The following is a 22,049-nucleotide window of genomic DNA, read 5'->3' on the forward strand; positions in this document are numbered from 1 at the left end:
CCCAACAGAGGGGTGGGGAAAGCTGGTTGGACCATGCACGCAGCACAGCGCCGCAGTTGTCAACATCCCGTTCGGTATCCGAGGTCAAAGCCTTCCGACGCCCTCCCGGTACTTGACCCGCCCTCCGGACCGGCCCAGGATCACGCCATGGAACGACGACTTCTCACCCGTACCGTCGACGGCGTCCTGCGGATGAGTGCCCAGCGTGTCCCCGACCGGATCGCCGTACGGTACGCGGACCGCTCCTGGACCTACGCGGAGCTGGACGCGGCCGTGACCACCGCGGCCGCCGTGCTGCGGGAGCGGTACGGGCTGGACGAGCGCGCCCGGGTCGCGACCTACGGCCACAACTCCGACGCGTATCTGATCGCCTTCCTGGCGTGCTCGCGCGCCGACCTGATCCATGTGCCGGTCAACCACAACCTCACCGGCGATGACCTCTCGTACATCCTGGAGCAGTCCGGGAGCTCCCTGGTCCTCACCGATCCCGGCCTCGCCGACCGCGTCCCGGACGGCTTCGCCCGGAAGGCGCTGCGCGACACGGACGACTCGTTCTTGACGGCGCTCGCCGAGCCGGACACGTACGACACCGACCACGACGCCCGCGAGTACGTCCAACTGCTCTACACCTCCGGAACCACCGCCCTGCCGAAGGGCGCGATGATGACCCACCGCGCGCTGGTCCACGAGTACGCCAGCGCCATCGAGGCGCTCGACCTGCACGAGGACGACAAGCCGGTCCACGCGCTGCCGCTCTACCACTCCGCGCAGACGCACGTCTTCCTGCTGCCCTACCTGGCGGTCGGCGCGGAGAACACCATCGTCGACGGTCCCGATCCGGCCGTGCTCTTCGACCTGATCGAGGCGGGTCGCGCCGACAGTCTGTTCGCCCCGCCGACGGTCTGGATCGGTCTGTCCGACCACCCGGACTTCACCGCCCGCGATCTGTCGGCCCTGCGCAAGGCCTACTACGGCGCCTCGATCATGCCCGTGCCCGTTCTGGAACGGCTGCGCGAACGGCTGCCCGGGCTGCGCTTCTACAACTGCTTCGGACAGAGCGAGATCGGCCCGCTCGCCACCGTCCTCGGTCCCGACGAGCACGAGGGCAGGATGGAATCCTGCGGCCGGCCCGTCCGCTTCGTCGAGGCCAAGGTCGTCGACGAGAACGGCGAGGACGTCCCCGACGGCACACCCGGCGAAGTCGTCTACCGCTCACCGCAGTTGTGCGACGGCTACTGGGGCAAACCGGAGGAGAGCAAAGAGGCGTTCCGCCATGGCTGGTTCCGCTCCGGTGACCTCGCGGTACGCGACGCCGAGGGCTACTTCACCGTCGTGGACCGGGTGAAGGACGTCATCAACTCCGGGGGAGTGCTGGTCGCTTCCCGCCAGGTCGAGGACGTCCTGTACACCCACCCCGGTGTCGCGGAGGTCGCCGTCGTGGGGCTGCCCGACGAGCGCTGGATCGAGGCCGTGACGGCGGTGGTCGTGCCGCGCGGGGAGGTCACCGAGGCCGAACTCCTCGACCACGCGCGGGAGAAGCTCGCCCACTTCAAGGCTCCTAAGAAGGTGCTCCTGGTGGACGAGCTGCCCCGTAACGCGAGCGGCAAGATCCTCAAGCGGGAACTGCGGGACCGCTTCGCGGCGGTCCGCGATCAGGAGTCCTGAGCCCGCAGGTCCACGATCCGCTTGATCTTGCCCACCGACCGCTCCAGCGTCTCGGGGTCGACCACCTCGACCCCGACCGAGACCCCGATCCCGTCCTTGCACGCCGCCGCGATCGCCCGGGCCGCCTCCGCGCGCTGCTCGGGCGTCGCCTCCGGCCGGGCCTCGGCGCGCACGGTCAGGGCGTCGAGCCGCCCCTCACGGGTCAGCCGCAGCTGGAAGTGCGGGGCGACCCCCGCCGTACGCAGCACGATCTCCTCGATCTGGGTGGGGAAGAGGTTCACACCGCGCAGGATCACCATGTCGTCGCTGCGGCCGGTCACCTTCTCCATCCGCCGGAACACCCGCGCCGTGCCCGGCAGCAGCCTCGTCAGGTCCCTTGTGCGGTACCGGATGACGGGCATGGCCTCCTTGGTGAGCGAGGTGAACACCAGCTCGCCCTCCTCGCCGTCCGGCAGCACCTCACCCGTGAACGGGTCCACGATCTCGGGATAGAAGTGGTCCTCCCAGATGTGGAGGCCGTCCTTGGTCTCCACGCACTCCTGCGCCACCCCCGGGCCCATGACCTCCGACAGTCCGTAGATGTCCACGGCGTCGATGGCGAACCGCTCCTCGATCTCCCGCCGCATCGCCTCCGTCCACGGCTCCGCGCCGAAGATCCCGACCTTGAGCGAGGTGGTACGGGGATCGACGCCCTGGCGCTCGAACTCGTCGAGCAGCGTGAGCATGTAGGAGGGCGTCACCATGATGATCTCGGGCTCGAAGTCCCGGATCAGCTGGACCTGGCGGGCCGTCATGCCGCCGGAGGCGGGGATGACCGTACAGCCGAGCCGTTCCGCGCCGTAGTGGGCGCCGAGACCGCCCGTGAACAGCCCGTAGCCGTAGGCGACATGGACCCTGTGGCCGGGGCGGCCGCCGGCCGCCCGGATCGAGCGGGCGACCACGTCCGCCCAGGTGTCGAGGTCACCCTCGGTGTAGCCGACGACCGTCGGGCGGCCGGTGGTGCCGCTGGAGGCGTGGAGGCGCCGGACGCGCGACCGGTCGACGGCGAACATGCCAAAGGGGTACTGGTCGCGCAGATCCGTCTTGGCCGTGAACGGGAAACGGGCGAGGTCCGCGAGGGAGCGGCAGTCCTCGGGGCGCAGGCCCGCCTTGTCGAAGGACCGCCGGTAGAAGTCCACGTTCTCGTACGCGTGCCGGAGCGTGGCGCGCAGCCGCTCCAGCTGGAGGGCCTCCAACTCCTCACGCCCGAGTCGCTCGCCCCTGTCCAGCAGCTCCGTCATGCGCCGTACTCCGTCCCGTACCCGTGCCGCCGCCCGCCGCGTAAAACGGACGACCGATCATTCGGTCGATGCGTTCGGGATCAGTAAATCCGGCGGGACCCGGTCCTTGGCAAGGGGTCGGAACGAGTTTTCCGTCCGCGCACGCCTGCTCGAACGGCGGAGCGCGCGAGGTGCCCGGAGGGGCGCTTCCTCTCGATCGCGTGCTCCGGGACGGCCGTGCCAGGTGCATATGACAACGGCAACCATGCGTTACATCTGCACGCGCAGAGTGACCAAAGCCGAGAGCCCGCCGGCCGCGCGCGTACGGGGGCTGAGCCGTGTCCGTGCTCTCCCGCATGGCCGCCGCGGCGGGTTCCCACGACGTGGCGGCGCTGATCGACGCGGTGCTCTCCGATCCGGTACGACCCGGGCGGCCCGAGCTGTTCGGGCCGCCGGAGTCGGCCGCGCTCGGCTCACCTCCGCCCTCGCCCTCACCCGCGCCTTCCGGTGGGCGGCGGCTGAGGGTCGCCGTCACGCGGCTCGCGCCGGGCCCCACGGGCCTGGGGACCTCGGCCGCCCGTGTGCTGATTCCGCCGTCTCCCCTCTCCGGCGGATCAACGCCCCGGGGGCCGTGGCGCCCGGCGCGACCGCGCCTGCCACGCCCGGCCCCGTGGCACGAGCGCCCGGGAGTCCCGTACTCGGCGGGCCCACCGGTCTCGGCGCCTCCGCCGCCCGCCTCGCCGAACGCGCGGGCCCCGGCGCGGCCACCCGGCCCGCCGCCGCGGCCCCCGCCACCGGCACGCCGCCGCCCAAGGGGGTGCCGACGCTGTACTGCCCGCCCGCGGCACGCGACGACCTTGCCCTGGGCGAACTGGTCAACGAATGGCTTGTCCTGTGGGCGGAGGAGGTCGGCATCTACCCCGGCCACCTCGACAAGGTCCGCTCGGCGAACTTCGGCCGGCTGATGATGCTCGCGCACCCCGAGACGGACGACCCGGAGCGGCTCCTCCCGGCGGCCAAGTGCGGTCTGTCCGAATGGGCGGTCGACGACCACATCGTCGACTGCGAGGTGGAGGAGGCCCGGCACGAGGTGCTGGGCCAGCGCCTCGCGATCTGCCACTCGGTGATCGACCAGGCCCAGCTTCCGCTGCGCTACGCGCCCCAACTGGAGGAGGCCGTCCGCAAGGACCCGGTGGCGATGGCCCTGCGCTCCGCCCTGGCCAACCTCGCCGGCTTCGCCCCCACGACCCAGTGCGCCGGCTCCGTCACGAGCTGGCCATCATGTTCGTCGCGTACAGCCAGGAAGGCGTCTGGCACACCACCGGGCAGCCCCCGTACTGGGAGCTGCGGGCCCGGTGTTCCGTGGCCACCGGGATCGAGGACCCGTTCCTGACGGCGTACAAGGAAGGCGGCTTCCACTATCTGATGATCGTCGCCGACCGGGTCTGACCCTTTCGGCGCAGTGTGGTGCCCCGGGTGGACGCCCGGGGTTTCCACCCCACGCCGCGTGCCCCACCATGACGGACATGCCCGTTATGTGTCGTTCCGCTGGCGTCACCCCCCGGCCACTCCCACGTGCACGGGCTTCATGATGCCCTCCCTCGCCGCCGCGACCGTCGTCGTGGAGGCCCCCGAGAGCACCGCACCCGCCCCCGCACCCGCGAAGGCCGCCCCATGACCACGACCGTCACCCCCGAGTCCGACGACGCCCCCAAGGTCCACTTCTGGGCCGTGCCCGACCTCACCGGCCTCGACTTCGATCCCCTGCTCGCCCGGCTGCTGCACGAGGACCCGGTCACCCGCGTCCGCCTCCCCAACGGCGAGGGTCACGCCTGGCTCGTCACCCGCTACGAGGACGTCAAGTTCGTCTCCGTCGACCCCCGCTTCAGCCGGCAGGCCGTCTGGGGACGCCAGGTCACCCGGCTCGCCCCCCACTTCATCCCGATGGACGGCGCCGTCGGCTTCGCCGACCCGCCCGACCACACCCGGATGCGCCGCGTGGTCGCCCGCGCCTTCAGCGCCCGAGCCCTGCGGTCCCTGCGCGACCACGCGCAGGCCACCATGGACCACCTGCTCGACGCGGTGGAGGAACACGGCGCCCCCGCCGACCTCATGGCGATGGTCAACCGGCCCTTCCCGCTCGCCATGGTCAGCGAACTGATGGGCGTGCCCGAGGACGACCAGCCGCTGATGGCCCACTGGTCCGACACGATCATCTCCGCCGGGGCCGGCCGCGAGACCAGCGAGAAGGCCAAGGCCGAGATGGGGCAGTACTTCACCGACCTCATCGGCCGCAGCCACGGCACCGGCAAGGAGACCCTCGTCGCCGTCCTCGCCGACGCCGTCGACGACGCGACCCTCGACGAGCACGAGGCCGTCGGCCTCGCCGTCCTCATCCAGATCGGCGGCGCGCACGCGGTACGCAACAACAGCGCCAACATGGTGTACGCGCTCCTCACCCACCCCGACCACCTCGCCCGGCTGCGCGCCGAACCGGACCTGCTGCCCCAGGCCGTCGAGGAACTCCTGCGCTACATCCCGCACCGCAACGCCGTCGGCCTCTCCCGCATCGCCATGGAGGACGTCGAGGTCGGAGGCGTGCTCATCCCGCGCGGCGACCCGGTCTACGTCTCCTACCTGACGGCCAACCGCGACCCGGACGTCTTCCCCGACCCCGAGCGGCTGGACTTCGACCGCGACTACAACCCCCACGTCGCCTTCGGCCACGGCCCGCACTACTGCCCGGGGTCCGCACTGGCCCGCATCGAGTCCGAGATCCTCCTCGACTCGCTCTGGAAGCGTTTCCCCGGACTGCGGCTCGCCGTGCCCGAGGCGGAGATCCAGTGGCAGCGCGGCGCCCTGATCCGGGGCCCCGAGACCCTGCCGGTGACCTGGTGAAAGGACGTACAACGGGATGACAGCCATTCAGGCGCGCGACGGACTCATCGTGCCACCGGGACACGGCAAGACCCTCACGACCGCCGCGCAACGCGTCACCTTCAAGGTCACCGGCGAGCACACGCCGACCGCCTCCACCTTCGAGGTCGAGGTCCCGCCCGGGTTCGACGTCGGCGCGCACACCCACGGCCACAGCGAGGAACTCTTCTACGTCCTCGAAGGGGAGCTGGACGTGCTCGCCTTCGAACCGCTGGTGCGCACTCCCGACCGCTGGCGTGACTGGGAGTCCGCCTCCGGCGAGCGGGCGGTGCGGGCCACTCCCGGCACCCTGATCCTCGTACCGCCGGGCTGCCCGCACGCCTTCGCCAACCCCACCGGGGAGCCCGCGCGGATGTTGTTCCAGGCGTCCCCGCCGCCGGACCACGAGCGGTACTTCGAGGAGCTGATGGAGATCCTCGGATCCGGCGGAGAGGTCGACCACGCGGCCGTGGAGGAGCTGCGCCGCCGCTACGACATCGAACAGCTCACCCCGCTGCGCCACTCCCCGGCGTAGCGGGAGCGCGATCACGGCCGTCGGAGCCCCGAAGACTCGTTTGCCGGGCTCCGGCGGCCGATGGTGGAGTGCCCCCCATGGACTCCCTCGATCACGAAGCGGTACGCGCCCTGTACGACCGGCAGTTGCGGCTCGGCGCCCATCCCGAAGGCCCCGGCGTCCGCGTCGAGCGGGACGGCCCGGTCGTGCGGCGGACGGGGCCCGAGCACACCTGGAACGGCATCCTCTGGTCCGGGCTCGGCGAGACCGACGCCGACGCGGCCATCGCCGGACAGGTCCGCCACTACACCGAGCACGGCCGCACGTTCGAGTGGAAGGTGTACGGCCACGACGGCCCGGCCGACCTCTCCGAACGACTTCTCGCCGCCGGGTTCACCGCCGAGGACCAGGAGACCCTGATGGTCGCCGAGACGGCGGCGCTGTCCACCGCCGTGGACCTGCCCGACGGAGTGGAGCTGCGCCCCGTCACCGACGCGGCCGGGGTCGACCTCGTGACCGAGGTCCACGACCGCGCCTTCGGCGGGGACAGCTCCCACATCGGCCGCCAGCTCCTCGACCAGCTCGCCACCGCCCCCGACACCGTCGCCGCGGTCCTGGCCATGGCCGGGGACGAGCCCGTCAGCGCCGCACGCCTCGAGCTGTATCCCGGCACCGACTTCGCCGGCCTCTGGGGAGGCGGCACGGTCGAACACTGGCGGGGCAGGGGCCTCTACCGCGCCCTGGTCGCCTTCCGCACCTGCATCGCCGCCGAGCGGGGCCACCGCTACGTCCAGGTCGACGCGGCCGACACCAGCCGCCCGATCCTCCAGCGCCTGGGCTTCACGGCCCTCACCACGACGACCCCGTACGTCTACGTCCCGTAGACGATCTACTGGCGGCCCCAGTGGGAGGGGCGGTCGAAGCCGGCCGGGAGACGGGTGGCGGCGTCGCCCCGGGCCGCGTTCAGCTGGGGCTGGGTGAGGAAGAGTCCGCCGGTCAGATCCGCCCCCGACAGGTCGGCGTCCCGCAGATCGGCGCCGATGAAGTCGGCCAGGGAGAGATCGGCGCCGCTGAGGTCGGCCGCGATCAGCAGCGCCCCCCGCAGGTCGGCGCCGCGCAGCTTCGCACCGCGCAGCCGGGCGCCGATCAGGTCGGCGCCCCGCCGGTTCTTGGTCTTCCCGCCCGCCGCCGCCCGTACCAGCGCGCTGGTCCTCAGCAGCAGCGGGTTCACCTCCGCCCGCACGGGAGCCACGTCCAGCTTCTCCAGCGCCTCCGCCGTGCCCCGGGTGAGCTCCTCGACACGGGTGAGCGCCGCCCGCAGATCGGCGTGGACCGGCCGGGCGGCCGGCAGGGCGAGGGCCTCCGTGAGATAGCGCAGCAGTTCATGGAGCTGGCGCATCACGGGGAAGACCTCGTACATCCGGCGCGCGCTCTCCGGCGCCTCGCGCCACGAGACCCCGCCGAAGGTGACCTGCGAGACCTTCTGACCGGCGCCGAAACAGTCGTACACCGTGCAACCGGAGAAGCCGCTCGGCCGCAGCCGGGTGTGGATCCCGCAGCGGAAGTCCTCCTGGAGGTTCCGGCACGGATCGCCGGAGGACTTGTCCGCCGCGAAATCCGCCGACTTGGCGAAGGGCAGAGCGACGCAGCACAGCCCGAAGCAGTTCGCGCAGTCACCGCGCAGGGTGTCGGGCATGGTGGTGCTGATCCTTCGTCGCCGGGGGTGGGTCGTCCCACCGTATCGCGCTGTGGGCGAACTCGATTGCGGTGATCGTCGGCGACCGCCGAGGATCGGCCCCATGCCGCACTTCGCCTCGTACGACGGAACGGAACTCTCCTACCGCATCCAGGGGGAGGGGGAACCGCTCGTCTGCCTGCCCGGCGGGCCCATGCGCGACTCCGCCTACCTCGGCGACCTCGGCGGTCTGACCGCCCACCGCACCCTGATCCTGCTCGACGTGCGCGGCACCGGCGCCAGTGCGGAGCCCGCCGACCCCGCCTCCTACCGCTGCGACCGGCAGGTCGCCGACGTCGAGGCGCTCCGCGCCCATCTCGGCCTGGAGCGGATCGACCTGCTCGGCCACTCCGCGTCGGGCAACCTCGCGACCCTCTACGCGGCGGCGCACCCCGAGCGGGTGCGCTCCCTCGTCCTGGTCACGCCGGGCGTGCGGGCGGTCGGTATCGACATCACCGACGAGGAGTGGGACCGGGCCGTCGAGGTGTTCGCGGACCGCCCCTGGTACGCCGCGTCGCGGGCGGCCGTGGCGACGATCGGCGCCGACACCCCCCTGCCGGACGTCATGGAGATCTGCGCCCCCTTCGCCTACGGACGGTGGGACGAGACCACCCGGGCGCACGCCGCCGCTCTCCCCGACCAGATCAACTGGAGGGCGGCGGAGGCCTATGACGCACCCGGTGCCTTCGACCCCGACGCGACCCGCGCCGCGCTCGCCACCGTCACCGCGCCCGTCCTGGTCGTCGCGGGGGAGTACGACGGAGCCCCCACCCCCGCCCGGGCCGCCGAGCTGGCGGAGCTCTTCCCACACGGAGAGCTCGTGGTGCAGCCCCGCGCCGGACACTTCCCCTGGGTGGACGACGCGGGGGACTTCGCCCGCCCGGTCGCCGCCTTCCTCGACCCCGAGGTCCGCACGGTCACGGTCGACGGCGTCCGCCTCGCGTACCGGGTGTGGGGCGCGGCGGACGCCCCGCCCGTCGTCCTGGTCCACGGGAGGGGCGGGAACAGCGCCGACTGGACCGAAGTCGCCGAGTCACTGGCCGCGGACCGCCGGGTGTACGCCGTGGACCTGCGCGGTCACGGCCTGAGCGACCGGCCCGGCGGCTACGGCTTCGACGTGTTCCGCGACGAACTGGGCGGCTTCCTCAAGGCACTCGGCCTGACCGGTGCGACCGTCGTCGGCCACTCGATGGGCGGTGCCGCGGCCTGTCTGCTGGCCCAGCGGGAGCCCGGCCTGATCGGCCGGCTCGTCCTGGAGGACGCCCCGGTCTTCTTCCCCCTCGTGCTGCGGCGCGGCCCGGTCGACCGCCCGGAAGGCCCCCTCGACTTCGACTGGGCGGTGATCCCGGCGACCGACGCCCAGCTGAACGACCCCGACCCGGCGTGGCGCGAGGACCTCGGTGCCGTCACCGCTCCCACTCTGGTGCTCGGCGGCGGCAGGGAGAGCCACCTCCCGCAGGAGCAGCAGGCATGGATGGCCGACCGCGTCCCGGACGCCCGCCACGTCACCATCGAGGCCGGCCACCTGATCCACGCGTCGCGGCCGGCGGAATTCCTCGACGCTCTGCGGGACTTCGGGGTCTGAGCGCGGTTCCCCCCGGACGCGGGAATCCGGTTGATGGCCGGTGGTGCCGTGACTACCGTGGATCGCGTGATGAGCCCTGAGTCGGACAGAACCGGGCCGCCGGACACTCGGCGGCGCCGCGTGGTCTGACCGACGACCGACGGGTCCTCGGTCGGCTTCGCCGTGAGTGACCGGCACGTGTTCCGTGCGTCTGGTCCGGTTTCGGCTCTCGTCCCCTGCCCCAGGTGACGTGGTGCGACGTCCAGCGCGCGGATGTTCATGTCCGCACACCTCACGCTGGAGCCGTTTTCGTGCCCCTCTTCCTCTACGTACTCGGCCTTGCCGTTTTCGCGCAAGGAACCTCCGAGTTCATGTTGTCCGGCCTCGTAACCGGTATCGCCCATGACCTGTCCGTACCGGTGGGAGCCGCCGCGAGCCTCACCTCCGCCTACGCCGTCGGCATGATCGTCGGAGCGCCGGTGATGGCCGTGTCGAGCGCGCGATGGCCACGCCGTCGCGCGCTGGCGGGCTTCCTGACCGGGTTCGTCGTCGCGCACGGCGTCGGTGCGGTCACGACCGACTTCGCCGTGCTGTTCGGAACCCGTGTCGTCGCAGCGATCGCCAACGCCGGGTTCCTGGCCGTGGCGATGACCGTCGCGAGCACCCTCGTGGTCCCCGCCAAGCGGGCCCGGGCCATCGCCGTCCTGCTGTCGGGGGTCACGCTGGCGTGCGTCGTCGGCGTACCCGCCGGCGCTCTGCTCGGCGGCTGGGCCGGATGGCGTTCGGTCTTCTGGGCCGTCGCCGCGCTGTGCCTGCCCGCGCTCGGGCTCGTCTTCCGGTCGGCGCCCGCTGACGCCGCCGGTCGGCACGACGTCTCGGTCAGGCGGGAAGGGCGCACGCTGAGGTCCTGTGCGGTGCGGTCGGCACTGGCCCTCGCGACCCTGGTCAACGCCGCGACCTTCGCGGCCTTCGCCTACCTGGCCGTCGTCGCCACCGACGTGACGCGGCTGCCCGCCGGCGCGGTTCCCGGGCTGCTCGCCGCCTTCGGCGTCGGCGCCTTCGCCGGCGTGAACGCGGCGGGTCGTTCCGCCGATGGCCGGCTCGGGCGGGGCATGCTGCTCGCCCTGTGCGCTCTGTCCGCCGGGTGGGCCGTGCTGGCCCTCGCCGGCACGCACCCGGTGCCCCTGTTCGTCCTGACGACCGTCCAGGGCGGGCTGTCGTTCGGGATCGGATCGGCCCTCGTCCACCGTGTCCTGCACGTCGCCGCCGACGCGCCCTCGCTGAACGGGGCCTTCGCCACCGTCGCGCTGAACACGGGTGCCTTCGTGGGGCCGTTGCTGGCCGGCGCCGCGACGGAGACGACCGGTGACTACCGGGACGCGGTGTGGGTCAGCGCCGCCCTCGCCGCCACGGCGCTCGTCGTCGCGGCCGGCGCCCATCGGGACACCGGCGCCAGGCCCGCCGTAACCCCGTCGGCACCCCAGTAGTTGATCTTGTCGCGTCGTCATGGGCGCACCCGGCCCGCCGCCCGGCGGCGGGCCGGAATTCACCGGACAGGGAGTCCTCATGGACAGCAGGATCGCCAAGGCCCGCATCTTCGCCATGCTCGACGTGGACGGCGACGGTGTCATCTCCAGGCATGAGTACCTCACCCGCCCCGAACGCGCGGCGGCGGCGTCGGGACGCGGCGCTGACGACCCGCTCCTTCCCCTCGCGCGCGAGGCTCACGAGCGGGTGTACGCGTCGATGGACGCGAACGGCGACGGCGCGGTGACCTTCGAGGAGTACGCGGCCTGGGCGGGCGCCGACTCCTTCGAGGAGGTCTGCAGGCCCGCGCTGGGGTCGCTGTTCGACATCGCCGACACCGACGGGGACGGAGCCCTGAACCGGGCCGAGTTCTCCCGGCTGCGCGCGGCGCTCGGCAACCCCGCCGACAACGCCGAGGCGGCGTTCGACGCGCTGGACGCCGACGGGGACGGACGGATCGACCGGGACGCGTACCTGGCCTCGATCCGCGCCTACGTCACCGAGGGCGCGTCACCCATGGCCGAAGCCCTGCACGGCGCGCCCGGCCGTTGACGCCCGAGGGTCACCGGTGTCCGGGAGGCCGTCAGCTCCCGGCGTTCTCGGCCGCCGCCACCGACCGCGCCCAGCGGTAGTCCGCCTTGCCGCTCGGCGAGCGCTGGATGCGGTCGGCCAGTACGAGCTGGCGCGGGACCTTGTAGCCGGCCAGCCGGGCGCGGCAGTGGGACTGGACGGATTCCAGGTCGAGCGGGCGCGCTCCGGCGCGCAGTTGCACCACCGCGGCCACGTGATTGCCCCACTTCGCGTCCGGTACGCCCGCGACGAGGGCGTCGTAGACGTCGGGGTGGGACTTGAGCGCCTGCTCGACCTCCTCCGGATAGACCTTCTCCCCACCGGTGTTGATGCACTGGGAGCCGCGGCCGAGGACGGTGACGATGCCGTCCTCGTCGACGGTCGCCATGTCGCCGAGCAGCACCCACCGCTCGTCACCCTTCCGGAAGAAGGTCTCGGCCGTCTTGACCGGGTCGTTGTAGTAGCCGAGCGGGACGTGGCCGCGCTGGGCGAGACGGCCCGGCACCCCCACGGGCACCGGCTCGTACGTCGCCGGGTCCACCACCCGGGTGCGGTCGTTGACCTCCAGACGGAAGCCCTTCTCCGGGCCCGAGTCGTCCGTCGCCTTGCCGTTGGACCCCGATTCCGACGACCCGAAGTTGTTCAGGAGCAGCACGTTCGGCACGAGCTCCTGGAACTGCGCCCGCACCGTGTCCGACATGATCGCTCCGGACGACGAGACGCTGAAGAGCGACGAAAGATCCGTGCCCTTGAGGGGACCGTGCAGCGCGTCGACGAGGGGCCTGAGCATCGCGTCGCCCACCAGCGACACGCTGGAGACCTTCTCCTTCTCGATCGTACGGAGCACTTCCTCGGGCACGTACTTGCGGTGGATGACGACCCGCTGCCCGTAGTTGAAGGCGATGAACGAGGTCAGCGTCGAGGTGCCGTGCATCAGCGGGGGAGTCGGGAAGAAGGTGAGCCCGGCGCCCCGCGCCGCCGCCCGCTCGGCCAGTTCCTCCGGACGCTTCACCGGCTCACCCGTCGGTTCGCCGCCGAACAGCCCGGCGAAGAACAGGTCCTCCTGGCGCCACATGACGCCCTTGGGCATCCCGGTCGTGCCGCCGGTGTAGATGATGAAGAGGTCGTCCGCGGAGCGCGGCGGAAAGCCGCGCTCAGGTGAGCCGGCGGCCTCGGCGTCCGTGAAGGGCACGCAGTCGAGCCCGGGCGGCGCTGCCTCGATGCCGGGCGGGGTCCCCACCCGCACGAGGTGCCGCAGCTTCTCCGTCCGCGGCAGCGCGGCCGCGACCCGGTCGGTGAACTCGGCGTCGAAGACGAGCGCGGCCAGGTCGGCGTCCCGGTAGAGGTAGGCCAGCTCCTCCTCCACGTAGCGGTAGTTCACGTTGACCGGCACGATCCGCGCCTTGAGGCAGGCCAGCACCGTCTGCAGGTACTCGACGCCGTTGTAGAGATGCAGTCCCAGGTGCTCGCCGGGCCGGATCCCCGAGTCGATCAGATGGTGGGCGACGCGGTTGGCCGCGGCGTCGAGCCGCGCGTACGTGAGCCTGCGCTCCGAGCCGGTGCCCGGGTGGTCGACGTACACGAGCGCCTCGCGGTCGGGGACCACGTCGACGACCGACTCGAACAGGTCGGCAAGGTTGTACTCCACCGTTCCTCCTGACGCCGCTGACCGTCCTGGCCCGAACTGACCCGGCGGTCATCAGAGCACCGACGCGCGGAGGTGGGAAGAGGTCCCGCAGAAGAATCTGACTGAGTGTCAGAAAACTATTGAACTGGGACCCGGGCTCCTGCAACCTGTTCCAGGTCTGGAGACGGGAGAACGTCCATGGGTGGGACAGAACACCTCACCGTGCGGCGCGAAGGCGCCACACTCGTGCTCACGCTCAACCGGCCGGAGGCCAAGAACGCGCTCTCACTGTCCATGCTGGTCGGGCTCCACGACGGCTGGCTGGAGGCCGACGCCGACGACACGATCCGCTCCGTCGTCCTGACCGGGGCCGGCGGCTCGTTCTGCGCGGGGATGGACCTCAAGGCGCTGGCGGGCAAGGGGATGGAGGGCGAGCGCTACCGGGACCGGCTGAAGGCCGACCCCGACCTGCACTGGAAGGCGATGCTGCGCCACCACCGGCCCCGAAAGCCGGTGATCGCCGCCGTCGAGGGCCACTGCGTCGCGGGCGGCACCGAGATCCTCCAGGGCACCGACATCCGGGTCGCCGGCGCCTCGGCCACCTTCGGGCTCTTCGAGGTCCGGCGCGGGCTGTTCCCGATCGGCGGGTCCACGGTCCGGCTGCCCCGCCAGATCCCCCGCACCCACGCCCTCGAGATGCTGCTCACCGGCCGTCCGTACAGCGCCGAGGAGGCCGCCCGGATCGGACTCGTCGGGCAGGTCGTGCCCGACGGCACGGCCCTGGAGAAGGCGCTCGCCATCGCCGAGCGGATCAACGGCTGCGGGCCGCTCGCCGTCGAGGCGGTGAAGGCGTCGGTGTACGAGACGGCCGAGATGACCGAGAGCGAAGGGCTCGCGGCCGAACTCGAGCGCGGCCGGCCGATCTTCGAGACGGCGGACGCGAAGGAAGGCGCCCGCGCCTTCGCGGAGAAACGCGAGCCGGTGTACCGCCGGGAGTGAGACCTCCGCCCCGCGCAGCGGCCCGCCCACTTCGGGCAGCGGCCACCACTTCGGGCAGCGGCCACCGCCTCCGGCAGCGGCCACCGCTCTTGGCCCCGGCCCGACGGCCTCGGACCGCGGCCCCCCGCCTCGGACCGCGGCCCCCCGCCTCGGGGCAGCGGTCCCCGCCCCACGCAGTGGCCCCGCCCACCCCACGGAAGGAGCCCCATCATGACCGCCGCCCCCGCGCCGGAGACGCTCCGCGCCCCCCTCGTCGTCGAGTTCCCCTTCACCCGGTCCCTCGGGCCCGTCCAGTCCGCCTTCCTGACCGGACTGCGCGAGCGGACCGTCCTCGGGGTGCGGGCGGACGACGGACGCGTCCTCGTCCCGCCCGTCGAGTACGACCCCGAGACCGCCGCCGAACTCCGCCACCTCGTCGAGGTCGCGGCCACCGGCACGGTCACCACCTGGGCCTGGAACCACGAGTCCCGCCCCGGCCAGCCCCTGACCACCCCCTTCGCCTGGGCCCTCGTCCGCCTCGACGGCGCCGACACCGCCCTGCTGCACGCCCTCGACGCGCCTGGGCCCGAGTCGGTGCGCACCGGCATGCGGGTCAGGATCCGCTGGGCCGAGAACAGCAGCGGCGCGATCACCGACATCGCCTGCTTCGAACCGTACGAGAGTGATCCCGCCGGCGCGGCACGCGACCACGACGGGCGGTTCGACGACCCCGTCACCGGCATCGTCGCCCCCGCCCGCCTGGACTACACCTACACCCCCGGCCGCGCCCAGACCGGCTATCTCCACGCCCTCGCCGAGCGCCGGACGGTCGGCGAACGCTGCCCGTCCTGCGCGAAGGTGTACGTCCCGCCCCGCGGCGCCTGCCCCACCTGCGGGATCGCCACCACCGACCGGGTCGAGGTCGGCCCCCGCGGCACCGTGACCACCTTCTGCATCGTCAACATCAAGGCGAAGAACCTCGACATCGAGGTCCCGTACGTCTACGCCCACATCGCCCTGGACGGTGCCGGACTCGCCCTCCACGGCCGGATCGGCGGCATCCCCTACGACCAGGTCCGGATGGGTCTGCGCGTCGAACCCGTCTGGAGCGACGACGGCCGCTTCCCGGACCACTACCGGCCCTGCGGGGAACCCGACGCCGACTACGACACGTACAAGGAGCTGCTGTGACCCCGGACCGCGCCACGCCCGACCGGGAGGTGGCGATCGTCGCCTTCGCCCAGACCGATCATCTGCGGCGTACGGACGAAATCTCCGAGGTCGAGATGGTCATGCCCGTCCTCCACGACGTACTGAGGCAGACCGGCCTGAAGACCTCCGACATCGGCTTCACCTGCTCCGGCTCCTCCGACTACCTCGCCGGGCGCGCCTTCTCCTTCACCATGGCGCTGGACGGCGTCGGCGCCTGGCCGCCGATCTCCGAGTCCCACGTCGAGACCGACGGCGCGTGGGCGCTCTACGAGGCATGGGTGAAGCTCCTGACCGGCGAGGCCGACACCGCGCTCGTCTACGCCTACGGGCAGTCCTCGGGCGGCTCCGTACGCGACGTGCTCACCCGGCAGCTCGACCCCTACTACCTCGCCCCCCTGTGGCCCGACTCCGTCGCCCTCGCCGCACTCCAGGCCCAGGCACTGATCGACGCGGGCGACACCGACGAGCCGGCCCTCGCCGGCATCGCCGCCCGCAGCCGTCAGGACGCGGCCGCCAACCCGCACGCCCAGCTGTCCGGCGCCCGCCCGCAGGGCGACTACCTCGTCCGGCCCCTGCGCACCGGTGACTGCCCGCCCATCGGCGACGGCGCCGCCGCCGTGATCCTCGCGGCCGGGGACAAGGCCCGGGAACTGTGCGCCCGCCCCGCCTGGATCCGGGGCATGGACCACCGGATCGAGGCCCACGCGCTCGGCGTGCGCGACCTCACCGACTCGCCCTCCACCCGCCTGGCCGCCCAGCGCGCCGGAGCCTTCGAAAGGCCCGTCGACACGGCCGAGCTGCACGCCCCGTTCAGCGCCCAGGAGGTCGTCCTCCGCAAGGCCCTCGACCTCGACGACAGGGTGAGGGTCAACCCCTCCGGCGGAGCGCTCGCCGCCAACCCCGTCATGGCCGCCGGGCTCATCCGGCTCGGCGAGGCCGCCGCCCGCATCCACCGCGGCGCGTCCGACCGCGCCCTCGCCCACGCCACCTCCGGCCCCTGTCTGCAACAGAACCTGGTCGCCGTCCTCGAAGGAGACCCCCGTGGCTAAGGAACCCGTGGCGATCGTCGGGATCGGCCAGACCAAGCACGTCGCCGCCCGCCGTGACGTCTCGATCGCCGGACTCGTCCGCGAGGCCGCCCTGCGCGCCCTGGAGGACGCCGAACTGACCTGGGCGGACGTCGACGCCGTCGTCATCGGCAAGGCCCCCGACTTCTTCGAGGGCGTGATGATGCCGGAGCTGTACCTCGCCGACGCCCTCGGCGCCGTCGGCAAGCCGATGCTCCGCGTCCACACCGCCGGATCGGTCGGCGGGTCGACCGCGCTGGTCGCCGCGAACCTCGTGGCGGCGCGCGTCCACCGCACGGTCCTCACCCTCGCCTTCGAGAAACAGTCCGAGTCCAACGCCATGTGGGGCCTGTCCCTGCCGGTCCCCTTCCAGCAGCCGCTGCTCGCCGGTGCCGGCGGCTTCTTCGCCCCGCACGTACGCGCCTACATGCGCCGCACCGGCGCCCCCGACACCATCGGCTCCCTCGTCGCCTACAAGGACCGCCGCAACGCCCTGAAGAACCCCTACGCACACCTCCACGAGCACGACATCACCCTGGAGAAGGTCCAGGCGTCACCGATGCTGTGGGACCCGATCCGCTATTCCGAGACCTGCCCGTCCTCCGACGGCGCCTGCGCGATGATCCTCACCGACCGGGCCGGCGCCGGCCGCGCGCCCCGGCCGCCCGCGTGGGTGCACGGCGGCGCGATGCGCAGCGAGCCCACCCTCTTCGCGGGCAAGGACTTCGTCTCGCCGAGGGCGGGCCGGGACTGCGCCGCCGACGTCTACCGGCAGGCCGGCATCACCGACCCGCGCCGGGAGATCGACGCCGTGGAGATGTACGTCCCCTTCTCCTGGTACGAGCCGATGTGGCTGGAGAACCTGGGCTTCGCGGCGGAGGGCGAGGGCTGGAAGCTCACCGAGGCCGGGGTGACCGAGCTCGACGGGGACCTGCCCGTGAACCCCTCCGGCGGGGTGCTCTCCACCAACCCGATCGGCGCCTCCGGCATGATCCGCTTCGCCGAGGCCGCGCTGCAGGTACGGGGGCGGGCGGGCGCGCACCAGGTGGAGGGCGCGCGCCGGGCGCTCGGACACGCGTACGGAGGGGGCGCGCAGTTCTTCTCCATGTGGCTCGTGGCGGACCGGCCGCCCACGGTGTGAGGTCTGTCCGGCCCCGGTGCCGCTCGCTACGCTGAGCCCGGACGACGACCATGCGGGATGCGGGAGGAGCACGGACGTGGCGGAGAACACCACCACCCAGCACGCCTTCGCGGGCTGGGACAAGCCGGAACTCGACCTCAGCAACGCCGACTGGCGATCGGGCAGCCAGGGCGCGGGAGACGTCCAGATCGCCTTCGTCGAGGGCTTCATCGCGATGCGCAACGGAGGACGGCCGGAGGCCCCCTCGCTGATCTTCTCCCCGGCGGAGTGGCGGGCATTCGTGGTCAACGCGCGCGAGGGTGAGTTCGACCTGACCTGACGTCCTGTCACACCCGCTGCCGGTCCCGCCCCGCCTAGGGTGGTGATCATGAGTGCAGAGCGTGATCTGACCCGGCTCGTCGCCGGGATGCGGCCGGAGCTCAACCCCGGCCGCTACGTCTTCGTCACCGTGGACGGCCCCGCTCCGGCGGGCCTCGCCCCGGTCGCCACCGTCGCCGAGCGCGAGGGGCTCACCCTGGTCGTACGCCAGGAGGAGGCCGACCGGGCCGGCCTGGCGTACGACTACGTGGCGGGATGGATCACGCTGCGGGTGCACTCCGCGCTCGACGCGGTGGGGCTGACGGCGGCGGTCGCCCGCGCACTCGCCGACGCCGGCCTGAGCTGCAACGTCGTGGCCGGTTTCCACCACGACCACCTCTTCGTCGAACAGGCCAGGGCCGAGGAGTCGTTGGCCGTGCTGCGCGGGCTCTCGGAGCGCGCGTCCCACTCCTCCGTGTGACGGTCTCCGGACGGCCGTCACGCGCCACTCTCCGCCATCATGGCGATGCGAGGCGTGACCGCCGAAGGCGGCGGCGGGCCCGGCACGGAGGTGTCAGGACGCGGGCCGGGACGGGTCCGGGCGCGGGCGGCGCGGGACCCGCCCCGGCGCGCCGTGTCGCGCGCCCGGGCACGTACCATGGCCGTATGTCCTTCCTCCGCCGCCGCAGCGCCGCCACACCCGCGGGCCCGGACTTCGACGTCCTGGCCATGGACCCGGGGGACTGGCCCGGCAACCTCGGCGCCGGCCTCCTCCCCGCCCCCGACGGGACCTGCCAGGGCGTCTTCCTGCGCTACGACCTGTTCGGCGGCCGCGGCCCCGCGATGATCATCGGTAACCTCCCGGAGGGCTCCCCGGCACGCGAGCTGGGCGACGGACAGATCCCCTTCGAGGTCGCGCAGCTTCTCGCGGCCCTGGAGAACGACGAGCCGGTCGAGGTCCTGGAGACCGAGGACATGCCGGTGATGCAGGGCGACAACCTGCTGATCGTCCGCCGCGTCAAGCTCTCCGAGAGCCGGATCTCCTGCGTGCAGTTCGACCGCAGCGACAACGTCCTGGTGACCATCGCCAGTTGGGACCGTCCGATCACGGACGACCTCTACGCGCTCCTCAAGCCGCTGCCGGCCGAACTGTTCCAGCAGGGCTGACGGGGGGCGGGGGCCGATGAGCGCGCGCGTCGACAGCTGGATCTGGGCGGTACGCCTCACCAAGACCCGCTCGCAGGCCGCCGCGGCCTGCCGGGCCGGGCACGTCAAGGTCAACGGCGAGCGGGCCAAGCCCGCCCAGCCCGTGAAGCCCGGTGACGAGGTACGCCTCTTCCACGGCGGCCGGGAGCGGATCGTCGAGGTGAAGGAACTCCTCACCAAGCGGGTCGGCCCGCCGGTGGCCGCCACGGCCTATGTCGACAACAGCCCGCCGCCGCCCCCGCGCGAGCACGTCGCCCTGGCGGGCGTCCGCGACCGGGGTGCCGGGCGTCCGACCAAGCGCGAGCGCCGCGAACTCGACCAGCTGCGCGGCCACCGCCCCGTCTGACCGGGGCCCGGTGCGGCGCCGGAGCCCTGACCGAGGCCCGGCGGGGGCGCCGGAGTCTCCGGCGCCCCCGCACACGCGCTACGGGGTGAACAGCGCGGCCAGCCGCGCGGCCGAGGTGCCGACCCCCGTCGGGCCGCGTCGCGCCAACGCCGTACCGCTTCCGGTGTGGACATCCTCGGCACGGTAACGGCGCACGCCCCGGTGCCAGTTGAGGATGCCGGCCAGCCAGTCCTCCAGCTCCCGCACATACGCCTCGAACGCCGCCCGGCCCGCGCCGTCCAGAGCGAAGTCTTCGTACAGCATGGGCAGTTCGTACTTCTTCACATGCTCGAACTGGCGCAGCCGACCGCGCATCAGGTCGTCGACCATCGCCACGGCGGTCGGATAGTCGCAGTCGAAGAACTTCTGCAGCACCAGCACGCCGTTGTGCACCTCGCCCTCGACCTCGATCTCCTTCTGGTACGAGAAGAGGTCGTTCAGGAGAGTGGCGTAGTCGGCCGCCGAACTCTCCAGGGCGCGGACCGTGCCGGTGCGGTAGAGGGCCGGTGGCAGTGTGTCCGCGTGCCGCAGCCGGCACAGCGACATCGTCAGATCCGAGCCGAAGGTCAGCCGGCGCATCTCGATGTAGTCCACCGGGTCGGGCACCCGGTGCTGCGCCTGGTTGTGCAGCTCCCACATCCAGCTGTCCAGCATGGCGTCCATGGCGGCGCGCAGCTGCGCACGGGCCTCGGGCCCCATCGGATCCGCCGTGCGGGCCCACAGGTCGGCCAGCGCGCGCTCCATCGGGCTCCCGGCGAGCGCCCGCCCGGCCGCCGGATCGTCCAGCGGCATGCACGCCTTGAGCCGTTCGGTGCACTCCTTTGCGCCGAGCAGATTGCGCGGCCGCCCGAAGACGAGCGGATAGTAGTCGTCCCCGTACGTGCCCCAGGTCAGCCACTCGGCGCTGAGCTCCAGCTCCTCCAGGGTGGCGTCCGGGTCGAGCCCCGCCGAGCACAGCGCGAAGTCGAAGCCCTCCAGCATCGGACGATCCCAGATGTCGTCCAGCAGGCCCATGCGCTCCGCCCAGTCGACCGACAGCCGCAGCGCCTCCTGGTGGTGCGGGCTGAGCGACAGGGGATAGGGCAGGTCGAACTCGGGCAGCCGTGACGGCCCCACCTTCTGGTGCGGCACATGGGAGAGCGAGCGCAGCCGCGAGGCGGCCGGGCGGCCGAACAGCGTCCTGATGTCGAGCGCCGACGTGCCGAGCACCCCGTCGAGGTGCGAAGGCCCGGCCGTCGCCAGGCCCTCGTTCATATAGCGGCTGGAGCGCAAGTGCCACTCATGGCCGCCCGACTGCCAGTCCTGCAGCCCCTTGGCGTACGCCGCCACGGCCGCGGTCTCCCGCGGGCTCAGACCCTTCTCCAGGCAGAGCCCCGGCACTTCGGTGAGAGCCGTGTTCTCGAACTGCTGCAGCCGCGAGGTCAGCAGGTCGTTGACGGCGTCGGCGGCCTCCTGCGTCGTACAGCCCAGGAACTTCTCCAGAACGAGGACGCCGTTGCTGTTCTCTCCCTCGTCCTCCACCTCGCGCTGGTACGAGAAGAGGTCGTTGCGCAGATGCACCGCGTCCGAGAAGGCGTCCCTCAGCACTCGCAGCGGGCGGGAGTGGGCCACCTGCTCGGGGACCTCGGCGCCGGCCGCGTACTCGACCAGCCCCGCCGACCAGGGTGCGCCCCCGACCTTGCGGCGCATCTCGATGTACTCGACGGGGTTGGCGATCCGACCCTCGTTGATGTTGTCGAGCTCCCACAGCGACTCGTACAGCAGATGCTCGGTGGCCTCGGCGAACCGGGCCCGCCAGGCCGGCGACATGGACGGGACCGTGCGCGCCCACAGGTCGGCGAGCCCGGCCTCGACGGGATTGGTCGGCTCGGGCGTCGCGGCCGCCGGGTCCATCGGCATGAACAGCGGCAGCCGGTCCAGATACGCCTTGCCCCCGGACCGGTCCTGGGTGCGTTTGAAGGTCTCCAGGAAATGGTCGTCGAAGAAGAACACCCAGGTGTACCAGTCGGTGACCAGCGACAGCGCCTCGGCGTCACAGTCCGGGTGGGTGTAGGAACACAGCAGCGCGTAGTCGTGGGACTCGAGGTCGTGCTCCTCCCAGATCCCGGAGCCCTCCAGCATCCCCATCGCCCGCGCCCACTCCCTGGTGTGCGTGCGGGCGGTCTCCACATGGGGATTGAGCCGCGCCGGATACGGGACATAGAAATCCGGCAGTACGAAGGGCTGAGCCATGCGTGGGGTGCCTCTCGGTGAGGGCGGGCGATGTCCGTCGAGCCCTACCCCCCGTGCACGGCGCCCACGCGACACCCGGAATAGTCATATGAGCGCCAGGGGTGTCGGCGGGGGGGCCCCCCCGCGGACCCCCCCCCAAACCCCCCCCCCGCCG

Annotated in this window: 19 protein-coding genes and 1 pseudogene; 16 read left to right on the forward strand and 4 right to left on the reverse strand. The window is 72.3% G+C overall.

The features are described 5' to 3' along the window. Positions 1 to 147: 147 nt before the first annotated feature. Positions 148 to 1,665, forward strand: coding sequence for a fatty acyl-CoA synthetase (locus ABZY12_RS31435; RefSeq protein ID WP_356896339.1), 1,518 nt, complete (start codon positions 148 to 150; stop codon positions 1,663 to 1,665). On the opposite strand, the gene paaK is transcribed toward ABZY12_RS31435, so the two are convergent. Continuing rightward, positions 1,653 to 2,945 carry a phenylacetate--CoA ligase PaaK gene (paaK, locus tag ABZY12_RS31440; protein WP_356896341.1) on the reverse strand — a complete coding sequence of 431 codons (1,293 nt, stop codon included), beginning with the start codon at positions 2,943 to 2,945 and terminating at the stop codon, positions 1,653 to 1,655. The two genes, ABZY12_RS31435 and paaK, sit on opposite strands and share 13 nt — an antisense overlap. A gap of 1,311 nt (positions 2,946 to 4,256) precedes the next feature. Here paaK and ABZY12_RS31445 point away from each other — a divergent pair. The 4 genes and pseudogenes from ABZY12_RS31445 to ABZY12_RS31460 form a co-directional block, all read left to right on the forward strand. After that, positions 4,257 to 4,373 (forward strand): annotated as a pseudogene (locus tag ABZY12_RS31445) (SAM-dependent methyltransferase); the annotation flags it as partial. A 225-nt stretch (positions 4,374 to 4,598) separates the two neighbouring features. After that, positions 4,599 to 5,822, forward strand: coding sequence for a cytochrome P450 (locus ABZY12_RS31450; protein WP_356896343.1), 1,224 nt, complete (start codon positions 4,599 to 4,601; stop codon positions 5,820 to 5,822). Between the two features lie 16 nt (positions 5,823 to 5,838). Beyond that, on the forward strand, positions 5,839 to 6,375 hold the full coding sequence (locus ABZY12_RS31455; RefSeq protein WP_356896345.1) for a cupin domain-containing protein: 537 nt from the start codon (positions 5,839 to 5,841) through the stop codon (positions 6,373 to 6,375). 77 nt (positions 6,376 to 6,452) lie between these two features. Beyond that, positions 6,453 to 7,238 carry a GNAT family N-acetyltransferase gene (locus ABZY12_RS31460; protein ID WP_356896347.1) on the forward strand — a complete coding sequence of 262 codons (786 nt, stop codon included), beginning with the start codon at positions 6,453 to 6,455 and terminating at the stop codon, positions 7,236 to 7,238. A gap of 5 nt (positions 7,239 to 7,243) precedes the next feature. On the opposite strand, the gene ABZY12_RS31465 is transcribed toward ABZY12_RS31460, so the two are convergent. Next, positions 7,244 to 8,050: a pentapeptide repeat-containing protein gene (locus ABZY12_RS31465; RefSeq protein WP_356896349.1), complete on the reverse strand. Its 807-nt coding sequence runs from the start codon at positions 8,048 to 8,050 to the stop codon at positions 7,244 to 7,246. A gap of 103 nt (positions 8,051 to 8,153) precedes the next feature. On the opposite strand from ABZY12_RS31465, the gene ABZY12_RS31470 reads away from it, so the two are divergent. The 3 genes from ABZY12_RS31470 to ABZY12_RS31480 all read left to right on the forward strand — a co-directional run bounded on the left by ABZY12_RS31470 (position 8,154) and on the right by ABZY12_RS31480 (position 11,732). Continuing rightward, positions 8,154 to 9,674 carry an alpha/beta fold hydrolase gene (locus tag ABZY12_RS31470; RefSeq protein WP_356896351.1) on the forward strand — a complete coding sequence of 507 codons (1,521 nt, stop codon included), beginning with the start codon at positions 8,154 to 8,156 and terminating at the stop codon, positions 9,672 to 9,674. A gap of 290 nt (positions 9,675 to 9,964) precedes the next feature. Next, a complete protein-coding gene (locus ABZY12_RS31475; RefSeq protein WP_356896353.1) occupies positions 9,965 to 11,140 on the forward strand; it encodes a Cmx/CmrA family chloramphenicol efflux MFS transporter in 1,176 nt (391 codons plus the stop codon). A gap of 79 nt (positions 11,141 to 11,219) precedes the next feature. Continuing rightward, positions 11,220 to 11,732: an EF-hand domain-containing protein gene (locus ABZY12_RS31480; RefSeq protein WP_356896355.1), complete on the forward strand. Its 513-nt coding sequence runs from the start codon at positions 11,220 to 11,222 to the stop codon at positions 11,730 to 11,732. A gap of 31 nt (positions 11,733 to 11,763) precedes the next feature. Here ABZY12_RS31480 and ABZY12_RS31485 read toward each other — a convergent pair whose 3' ends face one another. After that, a complete protein-coding gene (locus ABZY12_RS31485) occupies positions 11,764 to 13,398 on the reverse strand; it encodes an acyl-CoA synthetase (RefSeq protein ID WP_356896357.1) in 1,635 nt (544 codons plus the stop codon). 177 nt (positions 13,399 to 13,575) lie between these two features. Between ABZY12_RS31485 and ABZY12_RS31490 the strand changes: the two genes are divergently transcribed. From ABZY12_RS31490 to ABZY12_RS31525, 8 genes are all read left to right on the forward strand, one after another. Then, positions 13,576 to 14,376 carry a crotonase/enoyl-CoA hydratase family protein gene (locus tag ABZY12_RS31490; RefSeq protein WP_356896359.1) on the forward strand — a complete coding sequence of 267 codons (801 nt, stop codon included), beginning with the start codon at positions 13,576 to 13,578 and terminating at the stop codon, positions 14,374 to 14,376. Positions 14,377 to 14,586: 210 nt separating this feature from the next. Next, positions 14,587 to 15,546, forward strand: coding sequence for an OB-fold domain-containing protein (locus ABZY12_RS31495; protein WP_356896361.1), 960 nt, complete (start codon positions 14,587 to 14,589; stop codon positions 15,544 to 15,546). Then, the gene (locus ABZY12_RS31500; protein WP_356896363.1) at positions 15,543 to 16,616 is read left to right on the forward strand and encodes a thiolase domain-containing protein; all 1,074 of its coding nucleotides are present in this window, start codon (positions 15,543 to 15,545) and stop codon (positions 16,614 to 16,616) included. The genes ABZY12_RS31495 and ABZY12_RS31500 overlap by 4 nt, the downstream gene beginning before the upstream one ends. Further along, positions 16,609 to 17,775 (forward strand): thiolase domain-containing protein, encoded by a 1,167-nt coding sequence (locus ABZY12_RS31505; RefSeq protein ID WP_356896365.1) that lies wholly within the window; start codon positions 16,609 to 16,611, stop codon positions 17,773 to 17,775. Before ABZY12_RS31500 ends, ABZY12_RS31505 begins: the two co-directional genes overlap by 8 nt. A 76-nt stretch (positions 17,776 to 17,851) precedes the next feature. Next, on the forward strand, positions 17,852 to 18,094 hold the full coding sequence (locus ABZY12_RS31510) for a DUF397 domain-containing protein (protein ID WP_356896367.1): 243 nt from the start codon (positions 17,852 to 17,854) through the stop codon (positions 18,092 to 18,094). Between the two features lie 48 nt (positions 18,095 to 18,142). Continuing rightward, on the forward strand, positions 18,143 to 18,553 hold the full coding sequence (locus ABZY12_RS31515; RefSeq protein WP_356896369.1) for an ACT domain-containing protein: 411 nt from the start codon (positions 18,143 to 18,145) through the stop codon (positions 18,551 to 18,553). 185 nt (positions 18,554 to 18,738) lie between these two features. Next, on the forward strand, positions 18,739 to 19,239 hold the full coding sequence (locus ABZY12_RS31520; RefSeq protein WP_356896371.1) for a hypothetical protein: 501 nt from the start codon (positions 18,739 to 18,741) through the stop codon (positions 19,237 to 19,239). Positions 19,240 to 19,255: 16 nt separating this feature from the next. After that, positions 19,256 to 19,624, forward strand: coding sequence for an RNA-binding S4 domain-containing protein (locus ABZY12_RS31525; protein WP_356896373.1), 369 nt, complete (start codon positions 19,256 to 19,258; stop codon positions 19,622 to 19,624). 78 nt (positions 19,625 to 19,702) lie between these two features. Here ABZY12_RS31525 and ABZY12_RS31530 read toward each other — a convergent pair whose 3' ends face one another. Beyond that, on the reverse strand, positions 19,703 to 21,895 hold the full coding sequence (locus tag ABZY12_RS31530) for a terpene synthase family protein (protein ID WP_356896375.1): 2,193 nt from the start codon (positions 21,893 to 21,895) through the stop codon (positions 19,703 to 19,705). Positions 21,896 to 22,049: the final 154 nt, after the last annotated feature.

This window comes from Streptomyces sp. NPDC006551, assembly GCF_040611675.1.
Classification (GTDB): domain Bacteria; phylum Actinomycetota; class Actinomycetes; order Streptomycetales; family Streptomycetaceae; genus Streptomyces.